General features: G+C 66.7%; 12 protein-coding genes. 6 read left to right on the top strand and 6 right to left on the bottom strand.

The window, feature by feature from the left end; genetic code table 11:
• The first annotated feature begins 421 nt into the window (after window positions 1-421).
• Window positions 422-3,175 (top strand): TonB-dependent receptor, encoded by a 2,754-nt coding sequence (locus ACQR50_RS04735; RefSeq protein WP_428969996.1) that lies wholly within the window; start codon window positions 422-424, stop codon window positions 3,173-3,175.
• A 172-nt stretch (window positions 3,176-3,347) separates the two neighbouring features.
• A complete protein-coding gene (locus ACQR50_RS04740) occupies window positions 3,348-5,552 on the top strand; it encodes a hypothetical protein (RefSeq protein ID WP_428969997.1) in 2,205 nt (734 codons plus the stop codon).
• On the opposite strand, the gene ACQR50_RS04745 is transcribed toward ACQR50_RS04740, so the two are convergent.
• Window positions 5,549-6,412 (bottom strand): alpha/beta hydrolase, encoded by an 864-nt coding sequence (locus tag ACQR50_RS04745; RefSeq protein WP_428969998.1) that lies wholly within the window; start codon window positions 6,410-6,412, stop codon window positions 5,549-5,551. The two genes, ACQR50_RS04740 and ACQR50_RS04745, sit on opposite strands and share 4 nt — an antisense overlap.
• Window positions 6,413-6,677: 265 nt before the next feature.
• Here ACQR50_RS04745 and ACQR50_RS04750 point away from each other — a divergent pair, with 265 nt between their 5' ends.
• The gene (locus ACQR50_RS04750; RefSeq protein WP_428969999.1) at window positions 6,678-9,212 is read left to right on the top strand and encodes a putative bifunctional diguanylate cyclase/phosphodiesterase; all 2,535 of its coding nucleotides are present in this window, start codon (window positions 6,678-6,680) and stop codon (window positions 9,210-9,212) included.
• Between the two features lie 20 nt (window positions 9,213-9,232).
• Here ACQR50_RS04750 and ACQR50_RS04755 read toward each other — a convergent pair whose 3' ends face one another.
• The 3 genes from ACQR50_RS04755 to ACQR50_RS04765 are packed head-to-tail and all read right to left on the bottom strand — an operon-like array spanning window position 9,233 to window position 13,426.
• On the bottom strand, window positions 9,233-10,684 hold the full coding sequence (locus tag ACQR50_RS04755; RefSeq protein WP_428970000.1) for a TolC family protein: 1,452 nt from the start codon (window positions 10,682-10,684) through the stop codon (window positions 9,233-9,235).
• Complete coding sequence (locus ACQR50_RS04760) at window positions 10,681-11,757, bottom strand: efflux RND transporter periplasmic adaptor subunit (RefSeq protein WP_428970001.1); 1,077 nt, start codon at window positions 11,755-11,757, stop codon at window positions 10,681-10,683. Before ACQR50_RS04760 ends, ACQR50_RS04755 begins: the two co-directional genes overlap by 4 nt.
• Window positions 11,747-13,426: an ABC transporter transmembrane domain-containing protein gene (locus ACQR50_RS04765; RefSeq protein WP_428970002.1), complete on the bottom strand. Its 1,680-nt coding sequence runs from the start codon at window positions 13,424-13,426 to the stop codon at window positions 11,747-11,749. Before ACQR50_RS04765 ends, ACQR50_RS04760 begins: the two co-directional genes overlap by 11 nt.
• A 197-nt stretch (window positions 13,427-13,623) precedes the next feature.
• On the opposite strand from ACQR50_RS04765, the gene ACQR50_RS04770 reads away from it, so the two are divergent.
• On the top strand, window positions 13,624-14,529 hold the full coding sequence (locus ACQR50_RS04770; RefSeq protein ID WP_428970003.1) for a hydrogen peroxide-inducible genes activator: 906 nt from the start codon (window positions 13,624-13,626) through the stop codon (window positions 14,527-14,529).
• 122 nt (window positions 14,530-14,651) lie between these two features.
• Here the strand turns inward: ACQR50_RS04770 and ACQR50_RS04775 are convergent, their stop codons facing one another.
• Together ACQR50_RS04775 and ACQR50_RS04780 are read right to left on the bottom strand one after the other, a co-directional pair.
• Window positions 14,652-16,559 carry a HAMP domain-containing methyl-accepting chemotaxis protein gene (locus tag ACQR50_RS04775; protein ID WP_428970004.1) on the bottom strand — a complete coding sequence of 636 codons (1,908 nt, stop codon included), beginning with the start codon at window positions 16,557-16,559 and terminating at the stop codon, window positions 14,652-14,654.
• Window positions 16,560-16,979: 420 nt separating this feature from the next.
• Window positions 16,980-18,041 (bottom strand): SDR family oxidoreductase, encoded by a 1,062-nt coding sequence (locus tag ACQR50_RS04780; protein ID WP_428970005.1) that lies wholly within the window; start codon window positions 18,039-18,041, stop codon window positions 16,980-16,982.
• A gap of 94 nt (window positions 18,042-18,135) precedes the next feature.
• Between ACQR50_RS04780 and ACQR50_RS04785 the strand changes: the two genes are divergently transcribed.
• Together ACQR50_RS04785 and ACQR50_RS04790 are read left to right on the top strand one after the other, a co-directional pair.
• Window positions 18,136-18,516, top strand: coding sequence for a winged helix-turn-helix transcriptional regulator (locus ACQR50_RS04785; protein ID WP_428970006.1), 381 nt, complete (start codon window positions 18,136-18,138; stop codon window positions 18,514-18,516).
• A 45-nt stretch (window positions 18,517-18,561) separates the two neighbouring features.
• Window positions 18,562-18,834 (top strand): hypothetical protein, encoded by a 273-nt coding sequence (locus tag ACQR50_RS04790; RefSeq protein ID WP_184105356.1) that lies wholly within the window; start codon window positions 18,562-18,564, stop codon window positions 18,832-18,834.
• The last annotated feature ends 11 nt before the right edge of the window (window positions 18,835-18,845 follow it).

The following is an 18,845-nucleotide window of genomic DNA, read 5'->3' on the forward strand; positions in this document are numbered from 1 at the left end:
CGTTGAAGGGACCATCCCTGCGGGTGCGGGGGAACCTTACCGGGTTCTCTTTCGAGTAACCCGGAGTGGGGACCCGATGTGATGTCATCCTGCTCTAGTCCGTTCGATTCGTGGGGGAATGTCAGGTCGCTCGATCGGGTGTCCCGCTCTGACACCGGCGTTCGTCCACTTTTGCCGATGCCCGGGGTGTCGTGGAACCAAATCTCGTTTCTGCGCAATCAATTAGGTCCTATTACAATCCAGAAACAATTTAGAAACTTTTTGGTGGCCTATTTGGTATTAATTGGTATCTCTATAACTCAAGTGCAGGCGTTGCCGATCGTCGGGAGGATCGGCGCCCTCACTGCTTCGCCTGCCGGGTCGGCGCGAAGTTCGGTCCACACCAATGGGGGCGGGGACCGGCAAAGGGGGGATTACCATCATGCGCTTGCGCAATTGCATTCTGGCGACCACGATTCTGGCCGGGCTGACCGGCACCGCCCAGGCTCAGTCGACGACGACCACCACGACCGGCACCACCGGACCGTCGCAGGACATCAGCGCCGTCGGCCAGGAGAACGACATCGTCGTACGCGGCATCCGCAAGAGCCTTCAGGACGCGATCGATACCAAGCGGTCGACCAACGCGATCGTCGACGTGATCAGCGCGGAGGATGTCGGCAAATTCCCCGACACCAACGTCGCGGAGTCGCTGTCGCACCTGCCGGGCGTCACGGTCGACCACCAGTTCGGCGAGGGCGAGCAGGTGTCGATCGCGGGCGTCGAGCCTGCGCTGAACCGCGTGCTGATCGACGGCCATTCGATCGCCTCGGCCGACTGGGGCGGCAATCCCGGCGACCGGTCGAGCCGCACCTTCAACTATTCGCTGCTGTCGCCCGAGATCATCAGCCAGGCGGTCGTCTACAAGACGCCAGAGGCGCGGCTTCAGGAGGGCGCGATCGGCGGTACCGTCGATATCGTCACGCGCAAGCCGCTGGACCTGAAGCCCGGCACGCTGACCGCGACCGCCGGTTACGAATATAATGACCGCTCGAACCGGGGCAATTTCCGCGGCTCGGCACTGTATAGCTGGCATAACGAAAGCGACACCTTCGCGGTGTTGGGCTCGGTCAATTACGACAAGGAGAATCTCGCGCGTGCCGGTGTCGCCGTTTACGGCTATCTGACCGGCAGCCAGTTCACCACGACCAATACCGCTGGCCAGACCGTGCTGCAGAACCCCAATGCGACGATCACCGGCGGAACGATCAACGACCTGAAGACCGCCCGTCTGCCCGCCTTCCTGGCGCATGAATATTTCCAGCAGACGCGCCAGCGGCTGGGCTTCACCGGCACGATGCAGTTCAAGCCGACCGACAATTTCACGCTGACCGCCAACGCCATCGTGATCCGCGGCAATTACGACAATTTCAGCAACTCCGAATATAGCTACAACGTGCGCGGGTCGCAGTTGACCGCCGCGACGATCAGCAACGGCCTGATCACCTCGGCGACCTTTGCCGCGCAGCCCAGCACCAGCCGGACCTGGATGGGGGAGCTGGACACCAATTTCCGCCGCACCCGGATCAAGAATGACAGCTACAGCATGTTGTTCGACTGGGATGTCGATGGGTGGAAGATCACCGGCAATGGCGGCTTCACCCGCGCGACCGGCGGCAAGGACCCCGAATATCTGCTGAACTTCCGTACCCGCCAGGGCTTCACGGTCGGTGCGAACGGTCGCAACACCATGCTGAACTGGGACAATCCCGCCAGCGACGGCACCCAGTGGATCAGCACCTCGCCCGCCGAATCCCGCTTGCGTACCGAACCCGCCGTGCTGGCCGCGACCAATGGCCAGGGATTTTTCGGCGCGCAGATCGGCGGCATCACCCGCGCCGAGAATACGGTCGACCAGGAGAAGTTCGGCCAGATCGACTTCGCCCGCGACCTCGACAGCAACGTCCTGAAGACGGTGCGCTTCGGCGTCCGCGCCAATATCCATGACAATCGCCAGACCACCTTCGGCGGCGCGACCTTCACCAACAACTTCTTCACGCTCGCCGATCTGGGTTCCTATGTCCTGAACGCCAGCGTCTATGACGGCCTGTCTACCACCGGCAATGCGACGCCCTATGCAACGCTGACCCAGGAGAATGCGATCAAGGCGCTGAACGCGCCGGGCACGCTGAACATCACCCGGCCGCTCGACACCGGCTCGTTCTTCAAGGTGCAGGAGCGGATCGGCACGGCCTACGTCCAGGTCGATTACCAGGCGGGCAAGTTCCGCGGCAATATCGGCGGCCGCTTCGTACGCACCCGCGACATTTCGACCTATTATCTGTCCTCGTCGGGCCAGACGACGCTGGTCACCGCGCCGCGCACCGACGACCGTTTCCTGCCCGCGTTCAACATCGCCTATGACGCCGGTCCCAGTGTCGTGCTGCGCGGTGCGGCGGCCAAGGTCATCGCCCGGCCGCGCTATAGCGATCTGGCGGGTTCGTTGTCGCTCGACGATACGCAGAAGACCGGCGGCGGCGGCAACCCCGACCTGAAGCCCTATGCCGCGACCAATTTCGGCCTGTCGGCGGAGTGGTATTTCGCCCCCGCCAGCTATCTGTCGGGCGAGGTCTTCTACCGCGACATCTCGAATTACATCGGCAATGTCGTCGACAACGGGCCGGACGGTACCGGCGTGCCGCTGACCAACGCCGTGACCGGGCAGACCAACAGATATGCGATCAACCGGCCGGTCAATGGCGGGCAGGCGACCGTCACGGGCTTCTCGCTGACCGGACAGGCGAACCTGATTTGGGGCTTCGGCATCCAGTCCAACTATACCTTCGCCAGCGGTGAGACGGCGGTGGCGGGGCAGGGCCTGCCCTATCTGTCGCGCAACACCTACAACATCGTGCCGTATTTCGAGTCCGGTCCGTTCCAGGCGCGGCTGAGCTACAATTACCGCTCGAAATATTTCTACGGCTTCGGGCGTCTCCAGTCGTCGAACTTCACCGACTCCTATCGGCAGCTCGACTTCTCGGCCTCGTACAACATCAACGACCATTTCCGCGTGACGGCCAATGCGTCGAACCTGCTGGACGAGACCTATTACCAGTATAGCAGCACGCCGTCGGCCCCGACCGCGCTGTACAAGAACGGGCGCGTCTTCTCGGTAACGGGAACCGCCCGCTTCTGATCGATCCCCTGAAGGGCGGATCTTCCTCCGCCTTTCGCTGGCCCCGGCAGCGATGCCGGGGCCTTTTGTCTTTGCGGCCTCGTTCCGTCGCGCCATAAGACCAAAGTGAAACCACGGAGCCGAGCGTGACCCGCAACCCGTCCTTTCCTGTTCCCGCAGCCAGGATCGCGGCATGATCGCCGTCATGGCCGCACTGGCGGCATCCTGTGCGACGGCCGGGGCAGGGGGGGACGTTGCGGCGGATCTGCTGAACCGCCGGATCGCCGAGCGGGTCGCGCGGTGCGGCGACGTCCGGGTGCTGGTCGCGCCGCCGGGGGCGGTGGCGGCAGCGCTGCCCGTTGCGCTGCGGAGTCGGTGGCGGGCACCCGCCAAGCTGGGCCGCGAAGGCTTTGCGATCCGGCGGGTGGGGCCGGTGACGGTCGTCACCGCCGAAGACACGCGGGGACTGGTCTATGGCGCGGGCTGGGTGCTGCGCCATCTCGATGTTGCGGGCGGGACCGCGCGGCTGACCGTGAGGGGACCGGTCGACGAGCGGCCGACTTATGCCACGCGGCTGACCCAGATCGGTTATCGCCCCAAGAACAACAGCTACGATGCCTGGACCCTGCCGATGTTTCAGCGGCGGATCGAGGATTTCGCGCTCTGGGGGGCCAGCGGCGTGCAGATCATCGCGCCGGTGTCCGACGACGATGCGACCGGGCCGCTCTTCCCCGCCCCGCCGTGCGAGACACTGGCGGGGATTTCCCGTATCACTCACCGGCTGGGACTGGATGTCGCGCTCTATTATCCCGAACTTGGCGATTACGAAAAGCCCGACGCGGTGGCCGCCGAGGTCGCGGCTTTCCGGCGGGTGCTGGCCGACCTGCCCTATGTCGATGCGCTCTATGTGCCCGGCGGCGATCCCGGGCATACGCCGCCCGCGCGGTTGTTTCCGCTCGTGGCGCAACAGGCGGCATTGCTTCGCGCGCGCCGTCCCACGGCACCCGTCTATATCTCGTCGCAAGGGTTCGACGCGGCGGGGTTCGAGGCGTTCTACCGCGAACTGGACAAACGGCCCGACTGGCTGACCGGCGTCTTCGTCGGTCCGCAGACGCGCGATCCGCTGTCGGTCGAGCGGGCGCGGATACCGGCGCGCTATCCGCTGATCCTCTATCCCGACATCGCGCACACCATGCATGCGCAGTTTCCGGTGCCGCGCTGGTGGCCCGAACTCGCACTGACCGAGGGGCGCGAGCCGATCAATCCGCGCCCCGCCGCCTATGCGCATATTTTCGCCCGCTTCGCACCCCTGACCGCCGGGTTCATCACCTATTCCGAGGGGGTGAACGACGATTTCAACCAGTTCCTCTGGTTTCGTTTAGGTTGGGACCCGAAGACCGATGCCCGCGCCTTTGCGAAAGACTATGTGCGGGTGTTCATCGGCGATGACCGGGCGGCAGCACTTCCGGCGGCGCTGGAGGCGAATTGGGTCGGCGATCCTGCCACCAATTCCGCGATCGACGCCACGTTGCGCCTCGCCGATCAGGTCCGGCCCGCCGCGTTCGCCGACTGGCGGATCGACTCGCTGCGCTATCGTGCGGTGTATGATGTACTGGTCCGCCGCCGCACCATTGCCGCCCGTTCACGGAGAGCGGCGGCGCTGGCCGCACCCGATCCCGAACGCGCGCGCGCCATCCTGGCGACCGGCGATGGACCTGAGGTCGCGGCGTTGCTCGACCGGCTGAACGCGCTGGCCGAACGGCTGTGGCAGGCGGCGCGGCTGCAACTCAGCGTGAAGCGCTACGGCGCGTCGAATATCGAGCGGGGTGCCAATCTCGACCGCGCCGATGTCGACCTGACCGGCCGCGCCTGGATCGAGGCGCAGATGGCCAAGGGGTGGCCGATCCCCGACCGAAGCCGCCGGGCGGAGGGCGCGCTCTATGACGATCTGGGCCGCCCGGATGCCGAGCCGCATCTGGTGCGCGGGCCCGGTTTCCAGGCCGATCCGCAATTCTTCACCACCGCCATCGACGGCATCGCCGACCGGACCCCGGCGGACGGCTGGTGGCCGGGCGAACTCGACTATGCCGAGACGCTCTATGACAGCCCGCTGCGGTTGCATTATGACGGGCTCGACCCGCACCGGGGTTACAGCCTGATGATCACCTATGCGGGGGAGGACTATAGCCTGCCGATGCGGCTGGTCGCGAACGGGACGATGGTGTTGCAGGAGCATTTCGTCCGAACCGCCAACCCCAGCCAGGTCACGGTCGCCATCCCGCGCGAGGCGACGGCGGGCGGTACGCTGGACCTCGCCTGGACCCGGCCGCCCGGCATGGGCGGCAGCGGGCGTGGCAAGCAGGTTGCAGAGACCTGGCTGATCCCCGACCGACGTTAGCGCGTCACCTGCCGGACGAAGGCGGCGACATCGGCCAACACCGGGGCACGGCCGCGAAAGGGGCGGGCGACCGACAGGATCATCCCGACATGGCCGAGCTTGGGATAGGCGCGCAGCGTCACCGGCACGCCGCCCGCGCGCAGCCGTGCGGCCAGCGCCTCGCTGTTGCGCGGCAGGACCGTCTTGTCCTCGGAGCCGACGAGCAGCAGCGCCGGCGGATCGCCCGCACCGGCCCAGTGCACCGGCTGGGTTTCCTCCGGGCGTGGCCAGGCCCCGAAGGCCGCCCGGCTGACATCCACGTCGAAGGGCGCGAAGTCGTAGGGACCGGCCAGCCCGACCAGCCCGCGTACCGCCTGTCGGTCACGGCCCAGCCAGCGATCGTCGACCGCCAGCATCGCGGCGATATAGGCACCCGCCGAATGCCCCATCAGCACCAGCTTCGCGGGATCGCCGCCGAACCCGGCGATATGCCCTTTCGTCCAGCGCACCGCCGCCGCGCCGTCCTCGACAAAGGCGGGATAGCGGATGGCGGGGACCAGCCGGTAATCGGGTATCACCACGACAAAGCCCTGCGCCGCCAGCGCCCGCCCGACAAAGGCATAGCCGCTGCGCGTCCCGCTGTTCCAACTGCCGCCATAGAAGAAGACGACCACCGGCCGCTCACCCGCTCCGGCGGTGCGCGGGGCATAGATGTCGAGCCGCTGGCGTGCATCGGAGCCATAGGACAGCGCCTCCGCCACCCGCCTGCCGCCGCCATCCTTGGGCACCAGACGGTCGAAGGTCGCCAGTGGCGAACAGGCGGCGACGAACAGCGACAAGGAGGCGGGCAGCGACCGGGCGATCCGATGGAACAGCGTCATGGCTCTTCCATGCCCAAAGCCTGTGCCCGCCGCCAGAGCGCGCGCGGTCCGATATCGGAAAACCGGTGTCCCGGCCCGCGATCGGGCCGGTCCTGCGATTGTCCAGAAAAAAGTCATCGTACTTCAAGGGCCTGAAATACGGAGATTGACGAAAGCGTAAAAAGGCGGTCAGGGCGCAAGTGGGGAAAGCGGCGGGAGCGGGGGCGCTCTAAGGGATTGGCCGTCTTGTTTCCGTCACATTAATGCGGATTGGGGACGGGTCGGCATGAAGGCCGCGAAGCGGGTTTGGGACGTCGGGGCATGGGGCCTTTTATGGCTGCTGCTGCTGGCCGCGATGACGCCGGGCGCGGCCTCCGCCAAGGCGGTCGATCTGTATCCGACCGTCTGCAGCGCCGCGCTGCCGGACAGCGCCAGCGACGCCGGGATCGTCGAGGCATCCTATCGCTGCGGCGCGGAGGCCTCGACGCGGGGGGCGGACTGGTTGTGGTTGCGGCTGGATACGTCCCGATTGGGCAGCTTGCCCCCCGACTGGGATCTGTTGATCGACCAGACCCGGTTCGACCGCCTCGGCCTGCTGGTCGTCACGAACGACGGCAAGGCGACGCGTCGGGTGCTGTCCTATGATGAATTGCGGGGCCATTGGACGCCCGGCGGCCTCCTGAAGTTCGTGGTCGGGCCGCCGGGGCGCGACGTGCGCAAGCTCTATGTCGGCTTCCGGCAGATCGACGACCTGTCGCTGATGCGCAAGGTCGTCGCCCGGCCGGGCAGCACGATGAACGGTGCGGATATCGGCTGGCTGGTGCTGACCGGTCTGTTCGCCGGGACCCTGTTGTCGGCCTTTCTCTACAATCTGGTGATCCATGCCGGGCGGCGGCCCGCCTTTCAACGCTGGTATCTGCTCTGGGTGGCGGTTGCGCTGGTCTATGGCCTGATCTGGACCAATACGGCCGCGCTGTTCGTGCCGTGGCTGGTCGGGCCGATCGCCGTGCGGATCTGGTTCGTGCTCGTCGGGCTGATGGTCGCGGCGTGCAACATGTTCTTCTTCTCGGTCATCGAGGACGGGGTGCTGTCCCCCGGCGTGATCCGGGCGGGACGTTTGCTGGCGATCGGGGGGGCGGTGTTCGGCGCGCTGGCCGCCGCCGATACCTGGTTTCCCCCGGTGCTGACCGACCGGCTGCTCAACTACGACATTGCCGCGACATCGGCGCTGATCGCCTGGTCCTGCGTCGTGGCAGCGCGGCGGGGCAGCCGGGTCGTCTGGTTCTACATGATCGGATGGAGCCCGGTCATCACGCTGTTCGTCCTGCGGCTGGCGCGCAATCTGGGCTTTGTGCGGCAGAATGACGCGGTGGACATGGCGACCTTCCTGGCGCTGGCGTTCGAGGCGTTGGTCCTGTCGCTGGCGATCGCCGACCGCTTCCGCCGCATCCGCCGCGAACTCGACGAAGCGCGGCAGCGGCGCGAAATCGACATGGCCGAGACCAAGACACTGCGGCTGGCCGCGCATACCGACTTCCTGACCGGCCTGGGCAACCGCGCCGCCTTTCAGCAGCAGGCCAATGCCCTGATGAAGGCGTCCATTCCGTTCAGCCTGTTCCTGATCGACGTCGATTATCTGAAGGACGTCAACGACCGGCTGGGCCATGCCAGCGGCGACATGCTGCTCTGCCATGTCGGCACCGCGCTGGGCGGGGTCGTCCGTTCGATGGCGGATGTGCGGGTGTCGCGGATCGGCGGCGACGAGTTCGCGATCCTGTGCCCCGGCTCGCTGCATGACGAGGCTGCCCTGGCCGAACGCATCGCCGGCATCCAGGGCGAGCAATGGCATGGCCGCGATCGCAGCCGGACCATGTCGCTCAGCATCGGGTCGGCACGCTATCCGGACGATGCCCAGGCGCTCGACCTGCTGTATCACAATGCCGATCTGGCGCTCTACACCGCCAAGCGACTGGGCCGCGCGCGCTATGTCCGCTATGATCCGCTGCAAAGCAGCCTGCGCGAGCTTCAGGTCGCCTTTGCCGGGGAGGCCGAGCAGGCGCTGGATCAGGGCGAATTCGTCCTATACCTGCAACCCATCGTCTCGCTGGAGACCGAAACGGTGTGCGGGCATGAGGCGTTGCTCCGCTGGGACCATCCGGTTCACGGGCTGATGACCCCGGACCGCTTCGCCGATGTGCTGGTCGCCGAGCGGATCGGCTTGCGCATCCAGGACCATGTCCTCGAACTGGCATTGATCGCGCTGCGCGATCGCGGCGAGGCGCTGGGCGTGGTGTGCGTCAACTTCACCTCGGCGCAGCTTGGCGGACCGCGTTCGGCGCGCACCGTGCTCGAACGGCTGGCGCATTATGGCGTCGCGCCGTCGCGGCTGTGCGTCGAGGTGACCGAGGGCGTGATGCTCGACCGCGGCGCCGACAGCATCCTGTCCAGCCTGCGCACGCTGCACGACGCGGGTGTGTGCATCGCGCTGGACGATTTCGGCACCGGCTATGCCTCGCTGGTCCATCTGCGCGACCTGCCGGTGGACCGGATCAAGATCGACCAGTCCTTCGTCGCCGGGTTCGACGAAACCGATGGCGGCACCTTCCCGATCGTCAGCGCGATCGTGGGCCTGGGGATCGGCCTGGGCAAGGTCGTGATCGCCGAAGGGATCGAGACCGAATGGCAGGCGGAGCGTCTGCGCCAGCTCGGCTGTCGGCTGGGGCAGGGCTATCTCTACGGCCACCCCGTCGCGCTCGCACCGATCACCGATGGGGCGCCGGTCGTTCCCGCCAGCAATGCCCCGTTGGCGGATCGGGTTTAGATCCTCGCTTAGCCGCCCGTTCAGGGCTCCAGCCCCAGCGCCGCGCGGTCGGCGGTGGCGGCGGCCAGTTCGGCGCGGGCGGCCGCGATCCGGGCCTGCGCGTCGATCAGGCGGACACGTGCGTCGTTTGCGGTTTCCTCGCGCTGGTTGACCAGGAAGAAGTCGCTCGACCCCAGTTCGAACCGCCGCCGCTCGGCCGCTGCGAGCCGTTCGGCCAATTGGCGCTCCTGCTCGGCGATGGTCGCGAGCTTTTCGGCGGCATCGACGCCGATGGTGATCCCCTCGACCTCGACTGCGATCTGGTCGCGCAGGAAGCGGCTGCGCGCCGACAGCGCATCCATCTCTGCCTGTGCCTCGACCATGCGGCCCTTCGCCGCGCGGTTCTGGAGCGGCATCGAGAAGCGAAAGCCGACCGCCGCCTCCAATGGCGTGCGATTGGGGCCGCCCAGGCCGATGGGACCGACATCCTTGCCCATCTCGCCGCGCAGGTCGAAGCGGGGGCGCAGGTCGTTCTGCGCCAGCGCCAGACGCGCCGAACCCTGGTCGATCCGCGCCAGCAGCACCTGGAGATCGGGGCGGCGCTGTTCGAAATTCCGCCGCGCCGCCACCGCGACGCCGGACAGCGCCTCGGCCCCGCCGGGCAGGCGCTCGGGCCCGACTTGCACCGGATCGCCTTCGGCATCGCGGTAATAGAGCGACAGGGCATTGGCCGCCGCCTGGAAATCCCCCTCGGCCCGCACGACCAGCGCCCGGCGGCGGACGACGTTCTGGTCGTTCTCCGCCAGCAGGATATCCGGACGCGCGCCCAGTTCGACCTGCCGGGCGAGGCCACCCCGCCGGTTGAGCGAGAGGTCCAGCAACTCGCGATAGGCCCGCAGGCGTAGGCCCGCCGCGACCCAGTTCTGATAGGCATCGACCGCGCGCCGCTGCACGCCGATCGCCACGGCCTCGCGCTCGAACCTGGCGATGTCGATATCGCCCGACGCCAGGGTACGGCGGGTGCGGCGCTCGTCGACCAGCCGGTCGCGCAACAGCGAATAGAGCGCCCCGACCTTCACCTCGCCCAGACGGTTGGTGTAATTCTGGTCCTCATAGACCGGGAAACTGCCGCGACTGACCCGGTAGCCGCCATAGACGTAACCGCCATTGTTGCTCAGCGGCCGGTTCGCGCTCGCCGAGGCGACGGTGCCGTCGTAATAGCCGAGCGTGCGGGAGCGGCCCTCGGCCTCGAACACCGTGTCGAACGCGCCGTCGGCGGTGATCGCCTTGCCCTCCGCCGAGCGGATCTTGGCCAGCGCCTCGATGATCTGCGGCGCGGCGCGGGCGGAGGAGCGCAGCACCTCGTCCAGCGTCAGCGGCCCCGTGCGGGACACAGGCGCGGGCGCGGGGACCGCCTCGATCCGCTGGGCCATGACGGGTGTCGACAGGACAGGGAGGGCGAGCGCGAAGATCAGCAGCAGCGAGCGCATCATTTCGGCTTGCCCGCCTTGGCCGCGATCTTCTTGTCGTCGTCCTTCGCGCCCTTGTCGTCCTGCTTGTCATTCGCCGTCTGGCCGAATTCGAGCGGGAAGTCGTTCAGCTGACGCCACAGCTCGTAACCGACCGTGACCGTCTCTCCCTGAACCCAGCCCTGCACCTTGCCGCCCAGCCGGACGAAGCGGCGCTCGGGCCAGGCGGGCTTGCCGGGCGCGGGCTCGACCAGGATGCGGAACAGCCCTTGCGCATTGGCATTGGGGTCGATCGTGCGGACGCGACCGTCGAAAAAGCCGTAGGCGACCGAGGGCCAGCCGCTGAACTGGATCGCGGGCCAGCCCTCGAACTCCAGACGCACCGGGCGGCCAGGGCGGAGCAGCGGCACGTCGCGACCGTCGATCAGCAGCTCGACCGCGCGCTGCACCTCTTCCGGCGCGACCACCGCCAGCGCGGTGCCCGCCGAGACATAGGCACCGCCCGCCGCCGCGTTCAGGTTCTGGATACGGCCGTCGCGCGGGGCGCGGACCAGCTGTGCCGACTGGCGGTTCAGCTGCACGTCGATGCGGTTCAGCTTGGCCCGAGACTCCGCCAGCTTGGCGCCGGAGTCGGCCACCTTGATCTGTGCCTGTTCGTAGTCGCGGCGGGAGGCGAGCCCCTCGGCATAGAGCTGGCGCGTGCGGCTGACGTCGATCTGGGCGACCGCCTGCGACTGGCGGACCGAGGCGATCTCGGCCTCCACCTGTGCGCGTTCGGCGGCCAGGCGGGACAGCAGATTGGGGTCGAGGTCGATGATCCGCGCGATCGGGTCGCCGCGCTTCACATGCTGGCCGTCATGGACATACCAGCGCTCGACGCGGCCGGGCACCAGCGCGGTCACGTCCTGCGCGCGGTCGGTGGGGTCGAGCGAGACGACCTGGCCGCGCCCTTGCGCGGTCTGCAACCATGGCACGAAGAACAGAATGAAGATGACGGCCGCAATGCCGACCGTCAGGATCCAGGCAATGGCGACCGTGACCCGTGGTGGGCGCAGCGACGAGAGGGTGCGGAAATGCGCGAGCTGATCAGGCGACATCGGCGTCCTCCCGGCGATAGGCGTTCTGGAGGTCGGCGAGCTGCTCGAAGCGGCGCTGCTCGGTCAGGCCGAGATAGAGATAGCCGTCGAGTTCCATGTCCTCGGGGCGGCCGGTGCACAGCAGCACGGTCGTGCCATGCGCTCGCAACAGGTGTAGCGCGGCGCGCAGCCGTTCGGGCGGCAACAGGTCGTAGAGTTGCCCGAGCAGCAGCAGCTTGGGGCCGACCAGCAGCGCGTTGGCGAGCTTCAGGGCCATCGTTTCGCCGACGCTCAGCGGATAGCCGGTCGAACCCAGCGGCGTATCCAGCCCCTGCGGCAGGCTGGCCAGACGGCGTTCCAGCCCGACCAGCGCCAGCGCCTCCATCGCCTTTTCGGCGAGTTCGCCCGAGGCGAGGCGGAGATATTCGCGGATCGTGACCTCGACGATGGTCGAGCGGTCGAGCACCGTCACCTCCGAGCGGAGGCGGTACATGTCGAACGAGCCCAGATCGGCATTGCCGATCCGCACCAGGCCGCGATCGGGCAGGGCGTGGCGCTTCAGCAGCATGGCCAGCAGGCGTTCGGCCCCCGGCTCGGCCACGGTGACGAGCTGCTCTCCGGCCGCCAGCGTCAGATTATAGCGCGCGTCGTTGAACGCCACATCGGTCAGCTTGACCGATCCGTCACGCGGACCGTTGTCGCCGCGCACGGTCGGCTCCTGCGGAATGGCGAACAGCAGCGACAGCTCCTCGGAACTGGCGACCAGATCGTAGAAGGTGTCGAGATACCAGCCGAATTGCGAGATGCCGTAGAAGACGCCCGACAGGATCAGCTCGGCCGCGACCAGCTGGCCCAGCGACAGCTGTCCGCGCAGGATCAGCATGCCGCCCAGCAGCAGCAATCCGGCGCTGGCAAAGGCGTAGATCAGCAGGAAGGCGATGGTCTGCGCGAACTGATAGCGGAAATAGCGGCGATGCGTGTCGACATAGTTGGCGGTCATCGCCTCCGACCGGTTCATCGCGAAGTCGAGATGGCGCAGCGACTTGTAGAAGCCGTTGGACCCGCCGACGCTCTCCAGCCAGCGCGCGGCATTGTGCTTGGCATGGCTGAGCGCCACCGCCCCGCTGATCGCGCCGCGCCGCCAGAGCATCCACACCAGCAGGAGTGCGGCGACCAGCACCACGTTGAAGGCGAGGAAGACCGGGTGGTAGAAGCTGGTGATGGTCAGGCCGATCGCCGCCTGAAGCATGATGGTGAAGGCACCGATGACCAGGCTGGGCACCGATTTCTGCACGATCACCAGATCGAAATAGCGGTTGAACAGGTCGCCGCGATTGCCATCGGCGAAGAAGGGGTCCTGGGCATGGACCGCACGTATCGTGACTTCGGCGACCACGCGCGAGAACAGGCGACGCTCGAACGCGGCCATGATCCACACCCTGATCGCGCTGAGCCCGGCAACCATCAGCAACAGCATCAGCAGCACGCCCGACAGCGCCCAGAGCGGGGCGGGCATGGCGGTATTGGCGACGCTGTTGATCAGCAACTGGACCGAGATGGGTGTCGCCAGCGACAACAGACTGATCGCGATGGTATAGACGATGCCAAGGCGGATATAGGCCGAATCAGGGCCTATGATCTGCGACAGCCAGCCCACCGCATCCCGAAAACCCAATCGTTGTCCCGCCAAAACGCGCCCCTTTTTCCGTATCTTGACCGAGCCGGAGCGGGCAGCAGACGGCCACCTTCACTCCGCAGCACCTTCATGTCCCCTCCATGAACGTTACGCTTCGGCCTGATCCTAGTGAAGTTGGTGTAACGACATAACATGGTCGTGGCCAATCGGAATTGCCGTGCCTGGGGTATAGAAAGAAGCTATAGAGCCCTATGCTTACCCTGCGTCAGCTCGAATATCTGGTCACGATCGCCGACACGGGCTCCTTCGCGCTGGCGGCGCGGGTCGCCAATGTCTCGCAGCCGACGCTGAGCCAGCAGGTACGCACGCTGGAGGAGCGGCTGGGCGCCAGGCTGCTGGAGCGGAGTGCGACGGGTGCGATCCTGACGCCGGTCGGGCGCAGCATCGTGGCGACCGCGCGGCGCATGCTGAGCGACGCCAGCGATATCGTGGCGCTGGCGGCGGGATCGACCGACAGCCTGACCGGCACGCTGAAGCTGGGGACCACGCCGACGCTGGGGCCGTATCTCCTGTCGCCGATCATCGCCGAACTGCACCGCATGGCCCCGCGCCTGCGCCTGCATGTGCGCGAAGGCATTCCCGACGAACAGGTTCGCGAACTGTCCCGCGGCGATATCGACGTGCTGCTCGGCCCGTTGCCGATGACCGGCGAAGACCTGACCGTCGAGCCCCTGTTTCGCGAGCCACTGCATCTGGTCGCCGCGCTCGACCATCCGATCGACGCCGCCATCCCAGCGGATCGCGAGGTGCTGAGCGGCAGTCCGCTGCTGACGCTGGACCCACGTCATCATCTGGCGCGGCAGGCGGCGGAGGTCGCGGAGCATTATCGCATGACCATCGCGCCGGACTATTACGGCACCAGCCTGGAAAGCCTGCACCAGATGGTTGCGAGCGGGCTGGGCCTGACGCTGTTGCCCAGCCTGTATCTGCGATCGGAAGTGGGTGGGGCGACAGGATTGAAGATCCTGCCCGTCCAGGGATGGCGCGCGCATCGGTCGATCGCCATCGCCTGGCGCCGCCAGTCGCCGATGAGTGCGGCGTTCAAGCTGATCGCCGATCATGTGCAGGGATGTGCACGGACCCTGCTGGCGGGGTGAGGGGGGCGAGCGCTCGGCTGCTTGGCCGAGCTGCGGGCGCTCTCCCCGAGTGGATCCCGGCCTCCGCCGGGATCGCGTGCAGGATGGTGAGGGGTCTCGCGTTACGGGATATGCCTCGCCGGTCAGGCGGCGCGGCCGAAATCGGCGTCTTCGCCGTCCGGGCCGCCGGACGACATGTCCAGCGCGAAGCCGCGAATGCGGGCCTGCTGGTCGGCGACCACGTTCGTCCGGGCGGCGGGCTTGGCCTTTTTGGCGGGCGTCGTCGCTCGTGCCGGGGCGGGCGTGCGGCCTGCGCGGCCCGTGCCGTTGTCGATGCGGAAGAAGGCGATATTCTCCTCCAGCTCCTCGGCCTGGCTGGCAAGTTCCTCCGAGGTGGCGGAAATCTGCTCGGAGGCGGCCGCGTTCTGCTGCGTGACCTGATCGAGCTGCTGGATCGCGGCGTTGATCTGGGTGGCGCCGATATCCTGTTCACGGCACGCGGCGCTGATTTCGGCGACCAGCTCGGCGGTACGGCGAATGTCGGGCACCAGCGAGCCAAGCATTTCCCCGGCCTGCTGCGCCGCCGCGACGGTGTCGGAGGACATGCCGCTGATCTCGCCCGCCGCAACCTGGCTCCGTTCGGCCAGCTTGCGGACCTCGGCCGCCACGACCGCAAAGCCGCGACCATGCTCGCCCGCACGCGCCGCCTCGACCGCGGCGTTCAGCGCGAGCAGGTCGGTCTGGCGCGCAATTTCCTGTACGATGCTGATCTTCTCGGCGATGGTGCGCATCGCGCCGACGGCCTTCTGCACGGCCGCGCCGCTGATCTCGGCGTCCTGCGAGGACTGGCGGGCGATCTTCTCGGTCTGGCTGGCATTGTCGGCATTCTGTTTGATGTTCGCCGCCATCTGTTCCATCGACGCGGAGGCTTCCTCGGCCGCCGCCGCCTGCTCGGTCGCGCCCTGCGACATCTGTTCCGACGAGGAGGACAGCTGCTGGCTGCCCGCCGCGACGTTCTTGGCGGCCAGCGTGGCGTCGCCGACGACACCGCGCAGTCGCTCTATCATCATGACCAGCGCTTGGCCCAGCGAGTCCCGGTCCGACAGCGGCCGGTGGTTGACGGTCAGGTCGCCGCCCGCAATCGTCTCGGCCAGTTCCGCCGACTTGCGCAGGTTGGTGGTCATGCGGATCAGGGCGTGGCCAAGAAGGTCCTTGTCCGACAGCGCCTGGTGATCGATGCTCAGGTCGCCCTCGGCGATGGTGTCGGCCAGCCGCGCGCTCTGGCGCAGATTGGCGGTCATGTGGTTCACCGTGTCGACCAGATCCTTGATCTCGTCATTGGTGGCGACCGATACTTCCTGTTCGATATCGCCGGTCGCCACCGCCGCGATCGCGACCGAAATCTTCTTGAGCCCCTGCGACACGATCCGCGCAATCCAGATCGCACCGGCCAGCGCGATCACCAGCGCCAGGCCCGAGATGACGGCCAGCGTGTTGCGCGAACTGTCATAGATCGCGTCGGCATTCTGCTTCGCCGCGTCCATGTCGGCCTTGGCGATCTTGACCAGCTGCTGCGTTCCCTGGCTGATTTTCACGGCCAGTTCACGCGATTTGGTCATCGACAATGCGCCGGCTTCCTGATTGTGATTGGCCAGTCCGAGATGGCGGACCATATCGTTGACGGGCAGCCAGGCCGTGTAACTCTCGCTGATCCCGGTCCAGATCGGGCGACCCGCAGGCGTCGCATTCGCAAGGCCGGTTTCGACCAGCGCCTTTATGTCGGACCGGGCGTGCATCAACTCGCCATCGAACACCCGCATCTGTTCGTCGTCATTCGTCAGCGCGAGATTCTTCTCCATACGAACCGCGTAGCTGATCCGCTCGTTCAGCGTTTCGGCGCGGTCCAGCCGGGCCACCGGGCCAGCAACCATCTGGGTCGTGACATCGTTCATTTCGCTCAATTTCGAGGCGGCAAGGACCGCCATGCCCAGCAGCAATGTGAGCACTATCGCGAATGTCGCACCCAGTTTGAATTTGATCGTGGCCCGCATGATTTCCCCGTTTTCCGACATTGATCTCAGTCAAGATCGGTACGGGTCACATGGAAATTTCTAACAGTTTATAAATCGGCGCGACACCGATCCGTCACAAATCGACGCCTCTGAAGGGGGCCGGGGGCGCCCGACGGATTCCCTCCGGCCCACGTCATTATGGTATGGTATTGGTATTTCTTTGGTCTAAGTGGCTTCAACATGCCAAAAATTACGCGGCGGCGCGGGATCACGGAATAATAGCGCTATCATAGGTTATTGTGATGTGTTGTGACGGCGGTATCAGTTGCTGATCGACGGCAAGCCGAAAATATTTTTTGCCGAGGTCGCCTGCCAGCCGTTCGAAGCGGGCAGGCGACGTTTGCGGGGCGTGCCGCGGGTGCGACTCATATTCCTGACACCGCAGGCCAGCCTTTTCCCTTACGGAATCAGGCGGTCGGCACGGAGCCGCTCGAACAGCGCGAAGAACGCGTCGTCGGTCGGCTGATAGCCGGTGAAACCCAGCCGTCGGCTCTTGGACATGTCGGTCACGACCTCGATCGGGCGGCCCAGATCGGCATCGGTGTGCCAGGGCGAGGCAAGGCGGTTCAGATCGGGCTCGGCCAGCCCCTCGCGCGTGGCGATCTCGCGCCACAATGCGGCATCGTTCGCCATCTGCTGCTCCAGCGGCCGCACGATGCCGTCGAACGGTGCGACCTCGACACCGAACCAGTCGGCGATGCGGCTCCACATCCATTGCCAGCGGAAGACATCGCCATTGACGACGTTGAACGCCTCGTCATGCGCCGCCTCGGTCTCCGTCGCCCAGAGAAGATGGCGGGCAAGTTGCCCGGCATCGGTCATGTCAGTCAGCCCCGACCATTGCGCGGCCGAGCCGGGAAAGGTGAAGGGCCGCCCCGTCTCGCGGCACAAGGTCGCATAGACCGCCAGCGTCGTGCCCATGTTCATTGCATTGCCGACCGCCAGCCCGATCACGGTATGCGGACGGTGCACGCTCCAGGTGAAGCCGTCGCGCCTGGCCGCCGCGAACACCTCGTCCTCCTGCGCATAGTAGAAATTCTCGACGTCCAGCCGACCCTGTTCCTCGCGGAACGGCGTCTGCGGCAGCGTGCCCTTGCCATAGGCCTCGAACGGCCCGAGATAATGTTTGAGACCGGTGACCAGAGCGACATGGCGCGGACCGGTGCCTCCGCGCAGTCCGTCGAGCAGGTTGCGCACCATCGCGGCGTTGACGCGGATATTCTCCGCCTCGCTGTCCTGCCGGGCCCAGGTGGTGATGAAGACCGCATCGGGATTCACGTCGCGCAGTGCCGCCGCCGTCGCGTCCGGGTCCTGAAGGTCGGCGGCGACCGGATGCACGCCCGCTTGTTCGGTCGGTCGGCGGGCCAGGCCATGCACCGTCCAGCCCCGTTCCACCAGCAGCGCCGTCGTCGCGCTGCCGACGATCCCGCTCGCGCCCACCACCAATGCCGTCTTCGCCATAAAAGCCTCCTTTGTCAGGGGTTTCAGCTAGGCATGGGTGGACAGCACTTCCAGACGGCACCATCTGGGGCCCCAGGCACCAGAAGGTAACCATATGCAGCCGGGATCACGCGATGAGGAATGGCGGGAGGATTGTGCCCCGCGCCGCGTGCTGGAATTGTTCGCGACGAAATGGACCAGCATGGTGCTGCATACGCTGCACGCCCGCCATGGCGGCGTCGCACGGACGGGCGTCCTCCAGCGCAGCCTGCCGGGCATCTCGAAAAAGATGCTGACCCAGACGCTGCGCGACATGGAGGGCAGCGGGCTGCTGACCCGCCATGTCCAGAGCAGCATGCCGCCGATGGTCGAGTATCGCCTGAGCGATCTGGGTCAGCGCTTCGTCGAGCCGGTCGAGCTGCTGTATGGCTGGGGCCGCGACAATGCCGATGCGCTGGACCGGCTGGTGCCGCGCCCGCGTTCGCGCCGGGCCTGACCGCCGACTTGCCTCGAACCCGGATCGGGGGCAGCGTGCAGGGCGATGGAGAAAGCAGAGAAATCCGACGACTATGCACGCGGGCGGCGTGACGGCCTGCGGCTGGCGCTGTCGATCCTGGAGGCGGAGGAGGCCAAGTGGGAGGCGCTGCTCGGCGAGAGCCCGTCCTGGCGAACCAATGCGACCCGATCGATCCGGCACAAGGCGTATCAGGTCGCGCGCAAGCGCGTGCAGACGGCCCTCAACCGGCTGCTCCCCAAGGGCGAGACGGCGCTTCCGGTCGAACTCGCGACGATGATCGACCGGGTCGGGCTATAGGGGCAGGGCGC

Origin of the sequence: Sphingomonas sp. Xoc002 (genome assembly GCF_050408055.1) — a bacterium.
GTDB lineage: Bacteria > Pseudomonadota > Alphaproteobacteria > Sphingomonadales > Sphingomonadaceae > Sphingomonas > Sphingomonas yabuuchiae.

Excerpts from the sequence above, each read along its gene's own strand:
- ACQR50_RS04735 (WP_428969996.1), top strand. The coding sequence starts at position 422 with ATGCGCTTGCGCAATTGCATTCTGGCGACCACGATTCTGGCCGGGCTG.
- ACQR50_RS04740 (WP_428969997.1), top strand. The coding sequence starts at position 3,348 with ATGATCGCCGTCATGGCCGCACTGGCGGCATCCTGTGCGACGGCCGGG.
- ACQR50_RS04745 (WP_428969998.1), bottom strand. The coding sequence starts at position 6,412 with ATGACGCTGTTCCATCGGATCGCCCGGTCGCTGCCCGCCTCCTTGTCG.
- ACQR50_RS04750 (WP_428969999.1), top strand. The coding sequence starts at position 6,678 with ATGAAGGCCGCGAAGCGGGTTTGGGACGTCGGGGCATGGGGCCTTTTA.
- ACQR50_RS04755 (WP_428970000.1), bottom strand. The coding sequence starts at position 10,684 with ATGATGCGCTCGCTGCTGCTGATCTTCGCGCTCGCCCTCCCTGTCCTG.
- ACQR50_RS04760 (WP_428970001.1), bottom strand. The coding sequence starts at position 11,757 with ATGTCGCCTGATCAGCTCGCGCATTTCCGCACCCTCTCGTCGCTGCGC.
- ACQR50_RS04770 (WP_428970003.1), top strand. The coding sequence starts at position 13,624 with ATGCTTACCCTGCGTCAGCTCGAATATCTGGTCACGATCGCCGACACG.
- ACQR50_RS04775 (WP_428970004.1), bottom strand. The coding sequence starts at position 16,559 with ATGCGGGCCACGATCAAATTCAAACTGGGTGCGACATTCGCGATAGTG.
- ACQR50_RS04780 (WP_428970005.1), bottom strand. The coding sequence starts at position 18,041 with ATGGCGAAGACGGCATTGGTGGTGGGCGCGAGCGGGATCGTCGGCAGC.
- ACQR50_RS04785 (WP_428970006.1), top strand. The coding sequence starts at position 18,136 with ATGCAGCCGGGATCACGCGATGAGGAATGGCGGGAGGATTGTGCCCCG.
- ACQR50_RS04790 (WP_184105356.1), top strand. The coding sequence starts at position 18,562 with ATGGAGAAAGCAGAGAAATCCGACGACTATGCACGCGGGCGGCGTGAC.